Below are 17,764 nucleotides of genomic sequence, written 5' to 3'. Positions count from 1 at the left end.
CATACAAGGTGAAGACGGGATCAGTGCGGACAGGAGGAAGGATTTTTGACCAAGTCTGAACGGACTGCGGTGGTCGCCGGCGTGGGCGAGACGGAGTTCGCGCGTCACTCCGACCGCGCGGACGAGGAATGGATCGCTGAGGCGATCGCGATTGCCCTGGAGGATGCGGGGCTGACGCGCGACCGTGTCGATGGACTTGTGGTCGCTACGATCTCCATCCCGGACGATTCCGCGCATATCGCCGAGCATCTGGGATTCGAGCTGAACTTTGTGATGAAGGCCGACTACGGGGGGGCCAGCACACTTGCGGGTATCGCCCGCGCTCGCGCCGCTATAGAGGCTGGCCTCGCGGACGTGGTGGTCGTCGCGGCCGGTGGCAACCGTATCGACCTCCCAGCTCTTAGCCACGACCGAAGGACTGCCCCGTGGGACTACAGCCTGCGAAACTGGGTTGCACCGTTCGGATACGCTGAGCCGAATGGGTTCTTCGGCATGATCCAGCGCCGACACATGTCCGAGCATGGCACAACTCTCGAACAGCTCGGCAAGATCGCGGTGACCTTTCGGGATCACGCGCGGCTCAATCCCCGCGCCCTCCTGCGTGAGCCTATGACGATCCAGGACTATTTGGACTCCCGCCTCATCGCCGACCCGATCCGCCGCGCTGACTGTGTCATGCGATGTGCGGGCGGTGCCGCGGTCGTGGTGTGCGCCGACGCGATCGCGCGGGGACTGGCGAAGCCCCCGGTCTACATGCGCAGCTATGGCGAGCGGGTCAACCATCAGACGCGCGGTCCCGATCATCAGCGCACCGAGACCGGCTTCTCGGTGCTGGCCGACCGGATCTTCCATCGAGATTCTCGCGCCGACATGCACTTCGCCCAGCTCTATGACGACTACCCCATCGCAGTGTTGATGATGCTCGAAGACCTTGGCTTCGCCAAGAAGGGCGGCGGTGGGGCCTTCATCGAAAGGACGGATATCTCCATCGGTGGCGACTTCCCGTTGAACACGGGCGGTGGCCAGCTCTCGATCGGGCAGCCGAGTCTGGCCGGCGGCGCGATCCATGTCGTGGAAGCTGTGCACCAACTCAGAGGAGAAGCGGGCGAGCGTCAGGTGGACGGCGCAGCTCTAGGTCTTGTGACAGGCATCGGGATGCTGTCTTACTCGGGGAACCTCGCGATGGTGTGCGGGGCAGTCCTCGGGACGGAGGAGGCTGCATGAGCGAGCGACCCCGACCCACACCGGTCTCTTGGGATCGGGAATTCTGGGATGCGGCCGCAGAAGGTCGCCTCGTCGCTCAGAGCTGTCGCGACTGTGGGCGCCTGCAGCACTATCCCCGCCCAGCCTGCATCGACTGCCTCAGCCAATCTCGCGATTGGGTGACGTTGAGCGGGCTCGGCACCGTATGGAGCTTCTCTATCGTGCGCCAGGTCACGAGCCAGGCGTTTGCGCACGAAGTACCGTTCGTCCTCGCCGACGTCCAACTGGACGAAGGACTGCGGTTCATGTCGCGCCTTGATGAGCTGTCCGTGGAGATCGGCGATCGAGTGCGTGTCCGAATGAAGCCGATCCCCGAGGGAGGGCTCTGGCTGCCGTACTTCGAGCGGCTCGTTGACCCACGTTGATCGGGCGACGGCGCCCGTGGTGAGCCGGAGTATTCCACCGCCAGCCGAGTGGCACGCGGTCCCTTCCAGCACTATTCAGGGACCGCGTCCAAGGCTCACGAAAGACCCTTGACGGGATATCAACTTTCGAAATACCGTATAGATGTTCAGCATTACGGTCAGCCAGCAACAACGGCGAGAGGGGCCAACGCGGTTCCTCAGCCGGAAGGCGGCCCTCACGATTGAAAGACGAGGATGTCGATGGTCGGAGTACGCAATGGGGCGCGAGGAGCACGGATTGCCATGGCGGCAGGTGCTTTTGTGTCTCTCATCACGCTGAGCGCTTGTGGATCGGGCAGCGCAGCAACACAGGCTCACCACAGCGTCACGATCGGAATCAGCTTCTGGTCCCAGGACCAAAAGCGGTATCCGTTCGAGGCGCAATTGATGACGCAAGAGGCTGAGAAGAACGGCGACAAGGTCATCGTCAACTATGCCGATAACAGCGCCTCCACCCAGGCCAGCCAGGTGGAGAGCATGATGCAGCGGGGTATCGACGTGTTGATCATCGACCCGCTCGACCCCACTGCCGCAGGTGCCGTCGTTACCAAGGCGCAGGCCCAGGGGATCAAGGTCATTGAATACGACCAGACCGTGAAGGGCTCGAAGGCGGACTATGCGGTGGGACGCAACAACACTGACCTCGGCGTAGCGCATGCAAAGGCCGCCCTGGCGGCCGTTCCGTCCGGCAAGTACGCGATCATACGAGGCGACGAGGGGACGACGGCCGCGCACGTGATCGGGAAGCCCTACGACGACCTGATCAAGACTGACCCGAACGTCCAAGTGGTTTATGACAAGTACACGCCGAGTTGGTCCGCCGACGGCGCACAGAAGGAGGCCGAGGCCGCCCTACAGAAGGACCCCGACATCAAAGCTGTCGTGGTCACGTGGGATGAGGGTGCGCAGGCCGTCGTCAGCGCTCTGAAGGCAGATGGCAAGAAGCCGGGCGACGTCTTCATCACCGGCACGGATGCGTCAACGCCCAGCCTCGCCTACATCGCCCAAGGGTGGCAGGGCCAGACGGTCTGGACGCCGATCGATGAGATGGCCACTAAGGCAGCTGACATCGCTCACGCCTTCGGCACAGGCGTGAACCCCCCGGCCCCGGACGCCACGGTCGACGGCGTTCCGCAGGCCTACGTTCACATCACCAGTGTCACGAAGAGCAACCTGTGCGATTTCGTCACAAAGATCGCCCCGAAGGGGTGGGTTAATATCCATGACGTCTACGGCAAGGATTCCTGTGGCTGAGTTGCTGACGCACACAGGTCCACGCCCGCCCAGCGGGATCAGGCCGCCGGCTGTGCTCGCCGGCCGCGATCTCGGCAAGGTCTACGGGAACACCTCGGTGCTGCGGAAGGTCAACTTCACTTTGCACCAAGGGGAGGTACTCGCTGTCGCCGGTGAGAACGGCGCTGGCAAGTCGACCCTGATGAAGATCATCGCCGGGATCATCCCTGCGGGAGATCATGAGGGCACGGTCGAGCTTGAGGGGAGCGAAGTGAGGTTCGCCTCCGCGCGGGCCGGCACCGAGGCCGGCGTCGTCCTGGTGCCGCAGGAGCTTCACGTAGTACCGCACCTCAGCATCGCCGAGAACATGTTCCAGGGGAATCTGCCGGGGCGTTTCGGAATATACAGCGAGGGGCAGGCCATCAAAGAAGCGAGGGAAGCACTCTCGATCTTTGATCTCGACCTCGACCCCCGAGCTCCTGCGCGCACGCTCTCACCCCCGCAACGGCGACTGATCGTTCTTGCTGCGGCGCTGCATCGATCGGCCCGTGTACTGATCCTCGATGAGCCCACGGCCGCACTCACTGATTCCGAAGCGACAGTGTTGCTGGAATACCTGCAGCGCTTGCGCACGACGGGTGTCGGGATCATCTACATCACCCACCGATTGGACGAGCTCGACCAGATCGCGGACCGCGTCCTCGTACTCCGGAATGGAGCCACAGCGGCTGAGTTCGACCCAGTCCCACAGCGGTCCGATCTGGTGAGCGCGATGCTCGGGAAGACCCTCGAGTCGATTCGTGCCTTGAGAAGCGAGGCGACAGCAGAAGAGGTGGGCGCGCGCGTTCTGCAGGTGCGCGATCTCTACGTATACTCCAGCTACTCTGCTGGGCGCCCTCGAGTGCTCGACGCCAGTTTCGACATTTTCGAAGGCGAGATCGTCGGCCTCTACGGACTGGTCGGAGCCGGGCGCTCGGAACTCGCCCGTGCGCTCTACGGGGCTTGGCCGCATGCGGTCACCGGCGAGTGCGTCATCGGTGACACCGTGGGGCTTCCGTCGCGACCTCACCATGCTGTCAGACGTGGACTCGTGCTTCTGAGCGAGGACCGCAAGTCGCAAGGCGTGCTTCCAGGCCAATCGGTTGCGAGGAATCTCACCGCCTCAATGCTGAGTGAGCTGACAGGCCATCGGCTTCTGCTCGACGCGAAGAAGGAGCGCGCGCGCGTAGCCGAGCTGATGGACAAGCTCGGAGTGCGGCCCGCACGTCCCGGCCTGCCCATTGACGCCCTCAGCGGAGGGAATCAACAGAAGGTCCTGCTCGGGCGTTGCCTGATCGACGGGTTGAAAGTGCTCATCCTCGATGAGCCGACCCTGGGCGTCGATGTCGGGGCACGAAGGGAGATCTACACATTGATCCGCTCAATTGCGCGGGAAATGAAGGTCGGCATCCTCCTGATATCCAGCGATGTCGACGAGGTCCTTACTGAAGCCGACCGCACCTTGGTGATGTACAAGGGCAGGATTCGAGCCGAATATCCGCGTGGCTCGTCGTCACACGAACTGCTGTCGACCGCTACTGGAGCTGTGAGCTGAGAATGAGTACAAGTATCACCCCAACCGCCGAAACGACGGAGATCCCCATCCCGCCGACTTCACGCCCCAGGGCGTGGGCTTCCGTTAGGCGCATCTTGCTCTCGCGGGCAGGTGTGCTCCTGATTGCGACCCTCGCACTCGTGCTGTACTTCCAATTCGCCTCGGACGGCTCGTTCATTTCGCCTACGAACGCGTCGCTGCTCCTCCGGCAAACCGCCGTTGTGGCAGTCCTCGCCGCCGGCGTTGCCGTGCTGATCATCGTCGGCGAGATCGATCTCTCCATCGGAAGCGCGGCTTTTCTCGCTGGCCTGGTGGCAGCGCAATGCCAGGTCGCCGGGCTTGGAACGGTGGTGAGCATCCTCGCCGCGGTGGGCGCCGGCCTCATCATGGGCATCGTTCAGGCGATGGCGACTGTGTCGCTGGCGATTCCTGCCTTCATCGTGACGCTTGCCGGATTCCTGGTCTGGCGGGGCATCGGACTCCTATGGACGAATGCGGGCGCCGTCGGGCCGGTGAGCTCGGACTTCATAGCGCTCTCTGAAGGCAAGATGCCGCTGGCGATCGACGCGGCTCTGGTTCTGGTACTGGTTCTCGCCGCGGCGCTGCGTTGCTTCCGAGCGTTCCAGAACGCTAAGACGTCCGCGTCTCGAACCCCAGTGCGTGTCTACGCCCAGATCGTCGCCCTTCCCCTGGTGGGAGCGGCGGGTCTGATTTGGGTCAGCTCGGGCCGAAGCGGAGTCCCCTACGCCACCTTGTGGATCGCCGTCGTCGCACTGACACTCGGCACCATGTTGACCAAAGGCAAGTTCGGGCGTCAGATCTTCCTCCTGGGATCCAACCGTGAGGCAGCAATCTACGCAGGCATCAACGCCAAGCGCACGGTGATCATCACGTTCCTCATCATGGGCCTCATCTATGGAATCGGCGGAGTCTTGCTCACCGCGAGGGCAGGAACTTCGACGGCTGATGCAGGCACAACTCTAGAGCTCGTCGCCATATCGGCTGCAGTGGTCGGGGGCAACTCCCTGCGTGGCGGAGTGGGTTCCGTATGGGGAGCGGTCATGGGTGCATTCTTGCTGTCAACCATCGACAACGGCATGGCACTTCTCGGAGTCTCCTCGTACGCGCAGAACGTCGCCAAGGGCCTGATTCTGGTGATCGCAGTCGGATTGGACGGCTACTTCGTTCGACGTCGCCAAGGCAGGAGCTGAGCCTCGAAGAATGGTCCCTGGAGCGGGATGCTTCAGGGACTGGAATAAACGGAAGGAGCAGTTGTGGGTTTGCCTGATGGAGGAACTTCGCTGCTCGGCCTCACTGGCTGCGGTTGGCTCGCCTCGCACTTGCAGCGGCTCCGCAACCAAGGGGCATTGGAATGGACGGACATCCCCGCGTGTTCGTCCCTCAATGGAAGGCATGCTCAATGACAACAATCCCGTCTCGACCGGAGCAGGAACTCAAAGGCAAGCGAGCGCTTGTGGTCGGAGGCGGACAGACTCCGGGCTCGACCATCGGGAACGGCCGTGCCACAGCACTCCTTTTTGCCCGCGAGGGCGCGCGCGTCGTCGTCGCGGACCGTCATTTCGAGCGTGCCGACGAGACCGCCCAGGAGATCCTGGCGGCCGGCGGCGAGGCATATGCGGTCGCATCCGACATCGCGGACGCTCAGTCGGTGGCGTCGATGGTGGCGTTCGCCCATGAGTCATTGGGCGGCATCGATCTCCTCCACAACAACGTAGGGGTGAGTCTCGCCGGAGGTGACGCCGTGATTTCTGAGATCGAGATGGATGCGTTCGATCGCGTGATCCGGATCAACCTCAGCGGGATGGTCGCGACATGCAGGCACACCATCCCCCTCATGCAGGCGCAAGGCGGCGGATCGATCACCTGCGTCGGCTCGGTCGCCTCTTTGGTCGATACGCCGATGATTGCCTACAAGACCTCCAAGGCCGGAGTGGTCGCGCTCGTTCAGCACATTGCAATCCGACATGCGCCGGACGGCATCAGGGCCAACGCAATCCTGCCGGGATTGATGGAGACGCCTATGGCGATTGAGAATCGGGTCGGTATTCATGGCCAGAGTAAGGAGGATCTCATTCGAGAGCGGGACTCCCACGTTCCGCTACGGGGCCGCCAGGGAACAGGATGGGATGTTGCCGAAGCCGCAGTCTTCCTGTCGTCGGACCGGGCGCGATTCATCACGGGAGCGTCGCTGCCAGTGGACGGCGGTCAGGCACTGCGGGCGGGCTGAGTGCAGGGCCATGCCTCGCCAGCGGTCATCGGGCGGGTCCCGGTGCTGATGGCAGCCCCCTGCGGCTAGGATCGTATGGGGACCATGTGGGCGAGCCGCATTCGTGCTGAGCAGATAGGACGAACGGAATGGAGCCGAGCGAGATCCGGAATGCGGAGCACCGGACGGTTAGTCGTGCTATGGGCATTCTCGAGGCCGTTGTCGCCAATGAACCCCAGGGGCTCCGGCTCGGGGACCTTGCGGAGCAGGTGAAGGCGCCAAAGTCGTCGATCCATGGCTTGGCCAAGGGCCTTGTAGCGACGGGATACCTGAGAGAGCACCAGGGTCGCTACTACGAGGGCCCAGGGATCGCATTGCTCGCCCCTGGTCGCATGCGGCTGCCCGCCAACGCGCATCGCATCCTTGAACGGCTCTCCCTCGAGGCGGATGAGACAGCGATCTTGGCGGCCCGCGTGGGGGAATCGGTTATCAATGTGGACGTCGTAGAGTCCAGCCAGGTGATTCGGGCTACGCCCGTGCTGAACCAGCGCCGACCACTCTGGCCTACGAGCTACGGCAAGATCTTCCTTGCATTTATGGACGAGGCGAAGAGCGACGCATATGTCAGGCGGAACTTCCCCGACCCTGAGCGGCAGGAAGCGGTAATGGCGGAACTGGCTGAGATCCGAAAAACCGGAATTGCCTTCAACCGGGCCGAATCCATGCCGGGACTCCTCGGTCTCTCCGGCCCGATCATCGGTGAGGACGGTGTGACTTTCGCCATCGGCGTGGTCGGCCCCTCTGAGCGCATGCGGGGTCGCGATGCCGAGTTGATGCCGATCGTGGCGGCAGCGGCGGCTGACATCTCCATCCCTCTGACCGCCTGAGGCTTGCTTCAGCCGGTCTGTGGGCGGCCCTGGGGAAAGCCGCCCGGCCCCCGCAGGACCGCGTCCCCTCTCGCTGCCCCTTCGGTCAGCCTCCAGGAGGGCACTGCATCTCGGATGGTCGAACGCCCTTCCCGCCGCAGCTCTAAGGCCACAAGGCGCAGCTTGGCGACGTCTGATTACTGGAGGCCGCCTTCGATAGAGCCGAACCCGTTCTTGGCCTTGCAGTCTGTTCGGACAGGCGCGTGAAATCGACGCGGTGCTTGCTCGGGCGGACGAGGGGATGGCCACTCCGCCCCGGCACAGTGCCTCCCGGGTGATCTTGTTTCGAAGCTTCCGCGAGGGATGCGAGGACGCCATTCCTTGCGCTCTTCCGCTCAGATTCTGGTGCGCTCTCGTACTCCTACGGGATCCCTTTGGCCAGATTTGGGTGCAATGACCGACTCGCCCCGTTTGGTCGGTCGAGTCTTGACTGTTCCTATTTCTGTACGGATGATCGATATACTGAATGTGTTCGGTTCTCTTGGGGTTCCCGCCCTAACTGAACGCTTACGCCAGCCATGACAGGGGAGGAACCCGAATGAGCAGGACCATCGCCGAATCGGCAACGCGTCGCGACCCCGCGACGAGCGACGCGCCCTCAGCGTGGCTCTCTGCGCTGCGCGTGCTGTCGGTAGGGGAGACGACCGCGGTAACCACAGCCACCGGGATCCTGCGCGCGTTCGGCGCCGAGATCAGCGTCGTCGACGGCCTCGACGGACACTCGAACGGGCAGGACTACGACATCGTCCTCGTCGACCGCATCGAGCCGGTCCCGCACATGGCCGAATCGAGGGATGATGTCGCGGATTACCTCGACCATGTCGGGCGGGTCAATCGCGGTGTCTGGGTGAGCGCCAGCGCATTCGGCCTCGAGGGTGCACGGGCTGATGCATTCGGCTCCGATTTCGTAGCCCTTGCGGCTGGCGGGGTGCTGGGTCATTCGCGCGTGGGAGACGGCACCCCAGTCGTGCCTGCAGGAGACATTGCGCTCAAGCTCGTTGGAGTTGTCATTGCGATATCCGCGCTCCACGGTGTTCACCTTTCCCGCGAATTGGCAAAGCCCATCCATGTCGACGTCTCGGCGCAGGCCGCAGTCGTCGCGTCAGGTCTCTGCCTGGAGATGGCACACGCTCTCGGTCGGTGCCCGGATGATGGGGGAAGTTCTCGCTACGGCGCGCCCACAGGATTCTTCCGATGCGCGGAAGGGCAGATCTATCTTGTCGTGCTCGAGCAGCACCAGTGGGAAGCTCTCCAGCGGACGCTCTACCCTGCTCTCGATGACCTCGTCTCGATCGAGGACGGACGCCGCTACCCTGAGCGAGTGAACCACGCCCTCGAGGAGTGGGCCGCGACGCGTTCGAATTTCGAGTGTGAACGTATCCTCCAGGAGGCCGGTGTCCCCTGCACCGCGGTGAACTCGGTCGAAGAGTACCTCGAACGCGCCCAAGCTATCGGCAGGCCCTTGGGGATCGGGTCCAAAACGGCGAGCATGCCGGCACTCGTGCGGACTGAGGAGAAACGGACAGCAATCGCTGCCCGGCGTCCGCTGGGCGAGCTGCGGGTGCTCGACGCCGGGCACGTGCTGGCAGTGCCACTGGCCACGGCATGGCTGGGTGCCATGGGGGCACAGGTCAGCAAGCTCGAAGATGCGGCACGCCTCGACGTGTATCGGCGACGTGGCCCGTTCGTTGATGGCGAGTCCGGCCTCAATCGGAGCGCGTATTTCAATCAGGTCAACTACTGCAAGCAGCCTCTCGAGGTGACAGTGGACGCGGCCGGATCGAGTCTCGACCTGGAGCCATTCGACGTTGTCGTGCACAACGTCAGCCCGCGCCGGGCAAAAGCCGTCGGAGTTGACGGGGGCGCGGTGGCTGCAAAGGACCGTCCTAGGCTGTCCCTATCCTCCAGTGGCTTCGGCGGTACAGGCGAGTGGGCCGGATACCGGGCCTACGGGCACAACATCCACGCGTTCGCCGGTCTCGTGAGCGCGACGCAGGATGATGCTGGACTCATGGCCGACGTCGGCACCCCATGGGCCGATCCGCTGACGGGGGCGGTTACCGCCACATGGATCCTCGCATGGTCTTTGGCGGATGAGCACAACTCGGTGACGAGCGTCGACCTCTCTATGACCGAGGTGATGGCATCCGAGCTGGTCGACCTCATAGGCGTGGATCCAGATCGCTACTACGAAACACCCGGCTCTGGACTCGACTTCTTCGTCAGGTTCGGCGCCGATCTCGCCGCGGTCTCGTTTCGCACGCCGGAGGATGCTGCCATGTTCCATGAAGCGACGGGGACGACGGCTCCGGTGGGATTGCGAAGGGGGGCAGAGCTGCTCGCAGCGGATCTCGGGCTCGACCGCTCGCTTGATGCCCGCGGCTTCGCCGCCGTGCTGCGAGAGCGGTATGTGCCGGCTTCGCTCGTCGAAGACGCGCAATCCCTCGCCGCTGACTCCTTCTTTCGCTCCACCGGCATCATCCAGCAGGTCGAGAGCCAGACGCTGGGCAATTACGAGGTGACCGGGTTGCCATGGAAGATCATCGGAAGGGACAGGACGCCGCTCACGAGCGCACCCGAGCGGATGTGAAGTCGAGATTCTGCCTCAGCCATATTCGGCGTCGTAGACCAGCGCAGTGTTTCCACAGCCAGGCGGGCTTGGGGTGGCCACGCTTACGAGATGAGCAGCTTAGTGCGTTCTGGTGGCGGCACTATGGGGCTACCCCGGGTCCTGGTCGCCCCGACGGACGTCGCCCCTGGCTGACGCGGGCATCAGTGGGACCACGCGCATTCAGGGGCCGCCCGATGGTGAGGTCGTGGAAGAAGGCCTGCCAGCCAGTCGGCCTCGATCCGTCGAGGTCTGCGGCCATCAAGACAGGTCTCTTCCATGCGTTTTGCTAGAGACGGGTTGCCTGGCAGACGGCGGGAGCTTCAGAGCTCGCGGCGTCGGCGAGGGTTGTAGGACCGCGACGTCCTCTCCGCAATCCAGTTGAGATGTCCGCGGGGAACGTCGCGGCTGAGCACCAACTCGACGTCGACACCGGCCTCTGCGAGGGCGAACGGCTCGCCGCTATGGCGGAGGCTGTCGAATTCGCAGCTATCTACGAGGGTCGGCGGGAAGATGGAGAGGTCGTCTGCGAGCGCGGTGAACGCGTGGGGAGGCGCTGCCATTCACATGCCTACGAGCACAGCGCCATCGAGGTTCCATGACTGCATGGCGGCCGGGATTGTTATGAGGATCAGGGATGCCTGAATCAGGACGTGATACGCGTGGGCGCGGAGCTGGGGCTCCACCTGTAGGAACTCGGGCGAAATCCGACTCGAATAGTGCCCGAATGGGGGACGCCAAGCCGCGGGGCAGCACCTCGCCCAGCGTACCGAAGACATCTACTCGCGTGGTCAGCCGCTTCCTTGGCCCTCCGCATACATGCGAAGGCGCACGTCCCGCGCCCCCTTCATGTGCCTGATCGCCAGACGCTGGGCCTTCTCCGGGTCCTGAGCCTCGATGGCGGCAAGCAGTTCCTCGTGCTCGCCGAGGGCGGCTTCCCAGCGCTCGTTGTCGGTCAGGGTGGTCGAGGAGTAGCGGATGAGGTGTGTGTTGAGCCGTTCCAGCAGGTCGAGGAGGGTGGCGCTGTGGCTGGCGTGCCACAGCGCCGCATGGAAGTCACGGTTGGTCGATTGCCGTCTTCCGACGTCGGCGTCGGCCTTGGCCATGGCGTCTTGGGCGGAACGGAGACGAATCCGGTCCAATTCCGTCGCCCTTAATGCTGCATGGTGCGCTGCCGCGCCCTCCAGTGTTATTCGCACGTCGTAAATGTCGAGGATCTCCTCGGGCGACGTTGCGCGGACGATCATCCCCCGAGCCGTACGCTCGACGAGCCGCTCGATCTCCAGGCGGTGGAGGGCCTCGCGAACGGGGGTGCGCGAGATGTTGAACTCGGACGCCAGCGCATTCTCGCCCAGAAGGTGCTCAGGAGGGAACCGGCCGCTCAGAATCGCCTCGCGGATCTTCCGGTAGACGCTCGTCGCCATTTCGCTCCTTCCTCCGCGCGCTATGCGACGAATCTAGCCGCTTCGCAGCGACCGCTGCTTAGGCTACGCACCCGGCACGGCGGCCGAAGACCATCCCGGCGGCGAGGCCGGAGCCCCCCGGGTAGTTCCCTGAGAAGAGGCCGCCCAACATCTCGCCGCACGCGAACAAGCCAGCAATCGGACGACCTTCCCCGTCGAGCACGCGCCCGTCGAGGTCGCCACGTACGCCTCCGAACGTGAAGGTGATGCCGCAGGTCACCGGGTACGCGTAGAAGGGGGGCGTTTCGAGAGGGGAGGCCCAGTTCGACTTCGGGGGCTCTACATCTGCACGGCGGCCGTCCTTGACGGTGGGGTCAAGCAGGGTATCGGGATCGATGGAGGCGTTGAAAGCCTTGACGGTTCGCGAGAGTCCATCCGGATCGATGCCTGCAGATGCAGCGAGGTCCTCCACCGAGTCGGCGATGTGCACCCCGATCCCGGGCATGTCGTACTCCTCAGTACGCAGGCTCGGCCGGAGCGTCGCGTCGAACAGCTGCCACGCGATGGAGCCTGGCTGGCGGAGGATTTCGCGACCGTACTTTGCGTAGGTGTAGTTGCGGAAGTCGGCGCCTTCGTCGAGGAACCGCTCGCCGCTGCGGTTCACGATGATTCCCAGAGGGTAGCTCTGGCGTGTGAGGCGGTTTGTGAGTTCGCGGTTGGACTCGTTGTGCTCAGCCTCTGCATCCCATTGCACCGAATGGCATGTTGTCCAGTCGCCGCCCTTCGCCGCGCCGAGCTCGAGGGCTGCGGCGAGCATGTCTCCGACATTGTACGGGGTGCCGCGGACCTTGGCGTTCTCCCAGCCCTCACCGAGGTGTTCCCGGCGCCAGGAAGCGTTGGATTCGAAACCGCCGGCCGCGAGCACGACGCTCTCGGCGCGGACTTGGTGCTCGATCTGGTCGCTATCCGTGTATCGCACGCCGACGACGCGACCATTTTCCACAATGAGCGACCGCGCCCGTGCGCCGTAGCGGATTTCCTCGCCGAGACGGTTGGCGACGATCGTGTGATCGGCGATCAGTCCTTCGCCGCCGCCGACGTTGCCGATGTGCAGACCGCCCCAGAAGAGGTAGCTGCCGTCGGCACGCTGGTAAGCCTGGCGCTCGTACATCAGGCGGTACCGCAGTCCAAGCCCCTGGAGCCATCGGACCGCGTCCTGCGCCTCATGGACGAGGACATCGGCCATTGCAACGTCCGTACGGCCGGCGGTCACCTTCACTAGATCCGCCATGTACTCCTCGGAAGAGTACGGGGGGACCTCGGTGACGTCGTGGCGATCGTCGGGCTCGATGAAGGAGTGCAGGTCGTCCAGCCCGCCGTGGGGAATCCGGGTTGCCCCCGCGGTGTAGAAGCTGTTCCCGCCTGCCGTTTCGCTCGTACCGCGCTCCAGGAGCAAGACGCGGCGACCGCGCTCTGCAGCGGCATGAGCAGCGGAGAAGCCGGCGTTGCCGCCGCCGACGACGATCACGTCATAGGTGTCAGTGGAAGTTTCGGGCATGGGTGTTTCCTCTCGGTCAATCCCGCGTGGCGGGCACAATCTCCCGGTGAGCGATCCTCCTCCAAGGAAGGTCTGACCTCACACCTTTGTTCTCAGGCTTTGATGGCGAACGGGTCGCGGACGGTGTCGGACAGGTCGATCAGTACGTTCTTGGTGCGCAGGTATTCGTCTAGCGCCTCCAGGCCCCGCTCCCGTCCGTACCCGGACCGCTTGACGCCGCCGAAGGGCGCTTGGGCCGCGGAGTACCGGTAGGTGTTTACCCACACGGTGCCGGCGACAAGCTCGCGCGCGACCCGGTGGGCGCGCGACAGATCCTTCGTCCAGACCCCCGAGGCCAAGCCGAACTCTGTCCCGTTGGCGATGGCGATCGCCTCTTCCTCGTCATGGAAGCGGGTCACGGCCAGCACTGGGCCGAACACTTCCTGCTGGGCGAGCCGGGATTCCGGAGCCACCTCTGTGAAGATGGTTGGCTGCACGTAGGATCCCGCGGGAAGTGAGGGGTTGTCTGGCACGCCGCCGCCGACGAGGAGGCGGGAGCCGTCAACGAAGGCATCGTTCACCATGCTGAGGATCCGCTCCTGTTGGAGCGCGGAAGCGACTGGCCCCATCTGAGTTGTATCCGCTCGGGGGTCGCCGATGATGATGCGCCGCGCGATGTCCGCGATGCGCTCGGTGACAATGTCTGCGATGGAGTCGTGCACCAGGAGTCGGCTGCCAGCGATGCAGGTCTGTCCGCCGGCGGCGAAGATGCCTGCGACGGCACCGGTTACAGCGCGGTCGAGGTCGGCGTCTTCGAACACGATGTTGGCGCTCTTTCCGCCGAGCTCCAGGGTCACCGGTACGAGCGTGCCAGCTGCAGCGCGCCCGATCGCCTGCCCTGTCGCTACCGAGCCGGTGAAGCTGATCCGCCCCACTCGCGGATCCGTCGTCAACGCCACGCCCGCTTCGAGGCCGCCCGTGACGATGTTGACGACTCCGTCCGGGAAACCGGCCTCGGCGACCAGGTTTGCAAGGCGGAGGGTTGTTAGGGGTGCGATCTCGCTCGGCTTGACCACCACGGTGCAGCCAGCGGCGAGGGCAGGGGCCAGCTTGTTCGCCAGGAGCTGCATGGGTGAGTTCCACGCCGTGATAAGCACGGCGACGCCGACCGGCTCCCGCGATGTGTAGTCGAAGGTGTCCCATCCGTCGAGCGGGACGGTGTGACCGTACAGTTTGTCGGCCGCCCCTGCGAAGAAGCGATAGTTGCGGGCGGCAAAGCGCGCCTGGGTGGAGGTCTCCCGCAGCAGCTTTCCGTTGTCGGTTGTCTCCAGCAGGGCGAGCTCGTCGCTGTTCCGGTCGATGAGGTCTGCCAGCCGGTGCAGGAGCCGGGCACGTTCGCTCCCGGATACCTTGCGCCATGAGACGAAGGCTCGCTCCGCCGCAGAGATCGCGTCGTGGACCTGCGCGGCCGTCGCGTCGGCGACCTCCGCGAGGTGGGATCCGTCGATAGGACTCGTGACGGTGATCGTCCGACCGTGGTCTAGGGGCACGCGGGACGCGTCGATCAGCATGCGAGTGTCGGGCAGGCTTAGCGAGGTCACTTAGGCTCCGATCTCTGCGAGTGCTTTGTCGAGGTGCGGCCGGAATGCCGCGGGGTGTTCGCAGATTGGGAAATGGCCTAGGCCCGGCATCATCCAGAACCTGGCGCCGGGGATTTGCTCTGCCGTCGCCTGCGACATTGCCGGCGTGCAGGAGTAGTCGAACTCACCAGTCATCATGACCACCGGACAGATGGACGTGTCGATGAGGTTCACGATGCCTCTTCCGTCCCAGCCGCCGGAGTAGAAGTCGATGTCTCCCGCGAAGGTACGGTGGCCGCCCTGCGAGTATCCTCGCCAGATGAGGTCACGCATCGAGGCGGGAGCAGTCGGTGCGATGAGACCGTCGATCCACTCGGGCACGAAGATGCTCTCGTTCACCTGCGGGTGGCCTGCCCAGGGCGTGACCCGCCCAGGGACGTACTCGCTGGCCTCGCACGCGATCACCCCGCCGAGGCGGTCCGGAGCACGGTAGGCCATGAGCAGGCAGGCCTCGCCCGCCATGGATGCGCCGACCAAGATTGGCCGCTCGAGTCCCAGTGCATCGATCACCCCGAGGATGGCGTCCGCATAACGATCGGGCGTGAGGCTCCACGACCCGAGCGGGCCGGGCAGCGCGTCGGAGCGACCATGGCCGGGCATATCGAAGGCGATCACGCGCCGACGGGCAGTGAGTTCGGCGTCGGCCATGAGGGGATGAGCCTGCCTCCCGTCCGCACCGGCCGTGTGGAGGACTAGCAGGGGCGTGGAGGAGCCCGTGCCAGCCTCCTCCACATAGAGGTCGACTCGGTCGCCGTCCACTGTCACCGGCACATGGCGACCGCGTATGCCGCTGCGGTCGAGTACAGGGTCAGGTGCCCGGTCGATCGGTCGATCGACCGATTCGCGGGCGAGCTCCAGAAGGCGCCGTACGACGTGGGCGTGCTGGCCGAACCGGATTTCGTCGCCCTCGATGCGGGTTCCATTGACTCGCATCAGCATGGCCAGGAAGTGGTTCATCGTCGGGGCAGGTGTGCCCGAGAGGAGCTCGTTCCACGCGACCGCGGGGGCGACGAGGGTGACGTCGGCATTTTCTGTCTCATCAAGCCCTCCCGGCGTCACCCTCACGGTGACTCGCTCGTTGCCATCCGTGAAGGCGATGCGGAGATCGGCGTTGCGTCGGAACTCCCGCAACTGCGCGTCCTCCTCTGCGGCGCGTCGCCATGAATCCCGGCGTTCTGCGAGCACCGACAGCCCGCCGGCATGCGAGTGGTTTGGATCATTCGTCATCGAAAGGCCTCTCGTCTGGAGTCGTCACGACTTGGCTTGGATGCAGCTGTATACAGATCCACGCTACACCGATCGCGATTCATCTCCTATACTACATTGTGTATGGGCGTTCGGTATTCTGAAGATGTACGCTGTGGTTGGAAGGAACCGGATGTCGCAGTCGGCGGTCTCCGAAGAGGGAGAAACAGAGATGAGTTCAGTGTTCACGACGGATCACGACACGATTTTCATTGGTGGGCGGTGGGCCGCTCCCGCGAGTGGGAAGCGCATCGAGGTGATCTCGCCGCTGACTGAGCAGCGGATCGCATCCGTCCCCTCTGCCTCGCGCGAGGACATCGACCGCGCTGTCGCAGCCGCGACCCTCGCGCTCAATGAGGGCCCTTGGCCCACCATGACCCTCGAGGACCGCATCGCCATCCTCCAGCGGTGGCGGGAGCTGATCGTTGAGCACAGCGAGGAGCTCGCACAGCTCATCACAGACGAGATGGGCGCCCCGATCACCCAGTCGCGTGAGATCCAAGTGGCCAATCCGGTCCTCATCGTCGATGCTTATGTCCAGACGGCCCGGGAGTACCCGTTCCGCTCGGTCCGCCGATCTTCGAACGGGCAGGCGCTCGTGATGCGCGACCCCGTCGGCGTGGTCGCCGCTGTCGTTCCCTGGAATATGCCCGCATCGCTTATCGCTCAGAAGGTCGTGCCGGCACTGCTGGCGGGATGCACTGTCGTCCTCAAGCCGGCGCCCGAGTCCCCGCTCGATGCGTACCTCCTCGTCCGGCTCTTGGAAGAAGCGGGACTGCCGTCTGGGGCGATCAACCTCGTAGTTGCCGATCGAGAGGTCAGCGAATACCTAGTGTCGCATCCGGGAATCAGCAAGGTGACCTTCACCGGATCGAGCGCCGCCGGGCGGCGCATCGCAGAGATCTGCGGTCACGATTTCCGCAGGCTCACGCTCGAACTCGGTGGGAAGTCGGCGGCGGTCGTGCTCGATGACGCCGATCTCGATGTCGTGATGTCGTCGCTTCGGCTCGGCGCCTTCCGGAACAACGGCCAGATCTGCAGCCTCAAGACGAGACTCGTGGTGCCGGCCTCCAAGCAGGCCGAGTTCCTCGGACGCCTCGACGCGATGGTCAGCTCAATGCCGGTCGGAGATCCCCACGACGACCTGACGGAGATTGGGCCGCTCGTGAGCGAGCGCCAGCGTGCCCGTGTCGAGGAGTACATCCGCAAGGGCTCCCACGAGGGTGCGCGGCTGGTCCGCGGAGGCGGTCGACCGGCGGGCTTGGAACGCGGCTGGTTCGTCGAGCCGACAGTCTTCGCCGATGTGGACCCCAACGCGACCATCGCCCAGGAGGAGATCTTCGGCCCTGTTGTGGCGGTGATCCCCTATCGAGACGAAGACGAGGCCATCGCAATCGCGAACAACTCCACCTACGGCCTCAATGGCGCGGTGTTCACGACCGATGTCGAACACGGCGTGGAGGTGGCCCGCCGCATCCACACGGGCACTGTGGAGCTCAATGGCAACCCGTCCGGATTCCTCGCTCCCATGGGGGGCGTCAAGTCCAGCGGGATGGGCCGCGAATTCGGCCCCGAGGGACTCGACCCGTTCGTGGAGCTCAAGGCGATCGGGATCTCGCGCGAGTTGGCAGCCCGGCTCTAGCCATGGGCGCGGCGAGAGGCGACGGAGGCTGACGGGCTTATG

At 64.4% G+C, this 17,764-nt stretch carries 14 protein-coding genes; 9 read left to right on the top strand and 5 right to left on the bottom strand.

What is annotated here, in order from left to right; translation table 11 throughout:
• The first annotated feature begins 45 nt into the window (after positions 1–45).
• The 8 genes from ACLN58_RS02555 to ACLN58_RS02520 all read left to right on the top strand — a co-directional run bounded on the left by ACLN58_RS02555 (position 46) and on the right by ACLN58_RS02520 (position 10,237).
• A complete protein-coding gene (locus ACLN58_RS02555; protein WP_415853709.1) occupies positions 46–1,224 on the top strand; it encodes a thiolase family protein in 1,179 nt (392 codons plus the stop codon).
• Complete coding sequence (locus tag ACLN58_RS02550; RefSeq protein WP_415853708.1) at positions 1,221–1,628, top strand: Zn-ribbon domain-containing OB-fold protein; 408 nt, start codon at positions 1,221–1,223, stop codon at positions 1,626–1,628. Before ACLN58_RS02555 ends, ACLN58_RS02550 begins: the two co-directional genes overlap by 4 nt.
• Before the next feature lie 282 nt (positions 1,629–1,910).
• Entirely contained in the window at positions 1,911–2,921 is a 1,011-nt protein-coding gene (locus tag ACLN58_RS02545; RefSeq protein ID WP_415853707.1) for a substrate-binding domain-containing protein, read from the top strand.
• Positions 2,914–4,494 carry a sugar ABC transporter ATP-binding protein gene (locus ACLN58_RS02540; RefSeq protein ID WP_415853706.1) on the top strand — a complete coding sequence of 527 codons (1,581 nt, stop codon included), beginning with the start codon at positions 2,914–2,916 and terminating at the stop codon, positions 4,492–4,494. Before ACLN58_RS02545 ends, ACLN58_RS02540 begins: the two co-directional genes overlap by 8 nt.
• 2 nt (positions 4,495–4,496) lie before the next feature.
• On the top strand, positions 4,497–5,705 hold the full coding sequence (locus tag ACLN58_RS02535) for a sugar ABC transporter permease (RefSeq protein WP_415853705.1): 1,209 nt from the start codon (positions 4,497–4,499) through the stop codon (positions 5,703–5,705).
• Between the two features lie 209 nt (positions 5,706–5,914).
• Positions 5,915–6,742 carry an SDR family NAD(P)-dependent oxidoreductase gene (locus ACLN58_RS02530; RefSeq protein WP_415853704.1) on the top strand — a complete coding sequence of 276 codons (828 nt, stop codon included), beginning with the start codon at positions 5,915–5,917 and terminating at the stop codon, positions 6,740–6,742.
• 128 nt (positions 6,743–6,870) lie between these two features.
• Positions 6,871–7,608 (top strand): IclR family transcriptional regulator, encoded by a 738-nt coding sequence (locus ACLN58_RS02525; protein WP_415853703.1) that lies wholly within the window; start codon positions 6,871–6,873, stop codon positions 7,606–7,608.
• 577 nt (positions 7,609–8,185) lie between these two features.
• Positions 8,186–10,237, top strand: coding sequence for a CoA transferase (locus ACLN58_RS02520; RefSeq protein WP_415853702.1), 2,052 nt, complete (start codon positions 8,186–8,188; stop codon positions 10,235–10,237).
• Between the two features lie 341 nt (positions 10,238–10,578).
• Here the strand turns inward: ACLN58_RS02520 and ACLN58_RS02515 are convergent, their stop codons facing one another.
• The 5 genes from ACLN58_RS02515 to ACLN58_RS02495 all read right to left on the bottom strand — a co-directional run bounded on the left by ACLN58_RS02515 (position 10,579) and on the right by ACLN58_RS02495 (position 16,062).
• A complete protein-coding gene (locus ACLN58_RS02515) occupies positions 10,579–10,818 on the bottom strand; it encodes a hypothetical protein (protein WP_415853701.1) in 240 nt (79 codons plus the stop codon).
• A gap of 228 nt (positions 10,819–11,046) precedes the next feature.
• Positions 11,047–11,679 (bottom strand): GntR family transcriptional regulator, encoded by a 633-nt coding sequence (locus ACLN58_RS02510; protein WP_415853700.1) that lies wholly within the window; start codon positions 11,677–11,679, stop codon positions 11,047–11,049.
• A gap of 58 nt (positions 11,680–11,737) precedes the next feature.
• Positions 11,738–13,216 (bottom strand): FAD-dependent tricarballylate dehydrogenase TcuA, encoded by a 1,479-nt coding sequence (tcuA, locus tag ACLN58_RS02505; protein ID WP_415853699.1) that lies wholly within the window; start codon positions 13,214–13,216, stop codon positions 11,738–11,740.
• Between the two features lie 92 nt (positions 13,217–13,308).
• Positions 13,309–14,796 (bottom strand): aldehyde dehydrogenase, encoded by a 1,488-nt coding sequence (locus tag ACLN58_RS02500; protein WP_415853698.1) that lies wholly within the window; start codon positions 14,794–14,796, stop codon positions 13,309–13,311.
• A complete protein-coding gene (locus tag ACLN58_RS02495; RefSeq protein ID WP_415853697.1) occupies positions 14,797–16,062 on the bottom strand; it encodes an alpha/beta fold hydrolase in 1,266 nt (421 codons plus the stop codon).
• 190 nt (positions 16,063–16,252) lie between these two features.
• On the opposite strand from ACLN58_RS02495, the gene ACLN58_RS02490 reads away from it, so the two are divergent.
• Complete coding sequence (locus ACLN58_RS02490; RefSeq protein WP_415853696.1) at positions 16,253–17,722, top strand: aldehyde dehydrogenase; 1,470 nt, start codon at positions 16,253–16,255, stop codon at positions 17,720–17,722.
• Positions 17,723–17,764: the final 42 nt, after the last annotated feature.

The organism is Sinomonas sp. G460-2, assembly GCF_047759905.1.
GTDB lineage: Bacteria > Actinomycetota > Actinomycetes > Actinomycetales > Micrococcaceae > Sinomonas.
This window is presented reverse-complemented; position numbering and strand designations above follow the sequence as displayed.

Coding starts and splice junctions, on each gene's coding strand:
- ACLN58_RS02545 (WP_415853707.1), top strand. CDS start 1,911: ATGGCGGCAGGTGCTTTTGTGTCTCTCATCACGCTGAGCGCTTGTGGA.
- ACLN58_RS02530 (WP_415853704.1), top strand. CDS start 5,915: ATGACAACAATCCCGTCTCGACCGGAGCAGGAACTCAAAGGCAAGCGA.
- ACLN58_RS02515 (WP_415853701.1), bottom strand. CDS start 10,818: ATGGCAGCGCCTCCCCACGCGTTCACCGCGCTCGCAGACGACCTCTCC.
- ACLN58_RS02535 (WP_415853705.1), top strand. CDS start 4,497: ATGAGTACAAGTATCACCCCAACCGCCGAAACGACGGAGATCCCCATC.
- tcuA (WP_415853699.1), bottom strand. CDS start 13,216: ATGCCCGAAACTTCCACTGACACCTATGACGTGATCGTCGTCGGCGGC.
- ACLN58_RS02510 (WP_415853700.1), bottom strand. CDS start 11,679: ATGGCGACGAGCGTCTACCGGAAGATCCGCGAGGCGATTCTGAGCGGC.
- ACLN58_RS02490 (WP_415853696.1), top strand. CDS start 16,253: ATGAGTTCAGTGTTCACGACGGATCACGACACGATTTTCATTGGTGGG.
- ACLN58_RS02520 (WP_415853702.1), top strand. CDS start 8,186: ATGAGCAGGACCATCGCCGAATCGGCAACGCGTCGCGACCCCGCGACG.
- ACLN58_RS02495 (WP_415853697.1), bottom strand. CDS start 16,062: ATGACGAATGATCCAAACCACTCGCATGCCGGCGGGCTGTCGGTGCTC.
- ACLN58_RS02550 (WP_415853708.1), top strand. CDS start 1,221: ATGAGCGAGCGACCCCGACCCACACCGGTCTCTTGGGATCGGGAATTC.
- ACLN58_RS02525 (WP_415853703.1), top strand. CDS start 6,871: ATGGAGCCGAGCGAGATCCGGAATGCGGAGCACCGGACGGTTAGTCGT.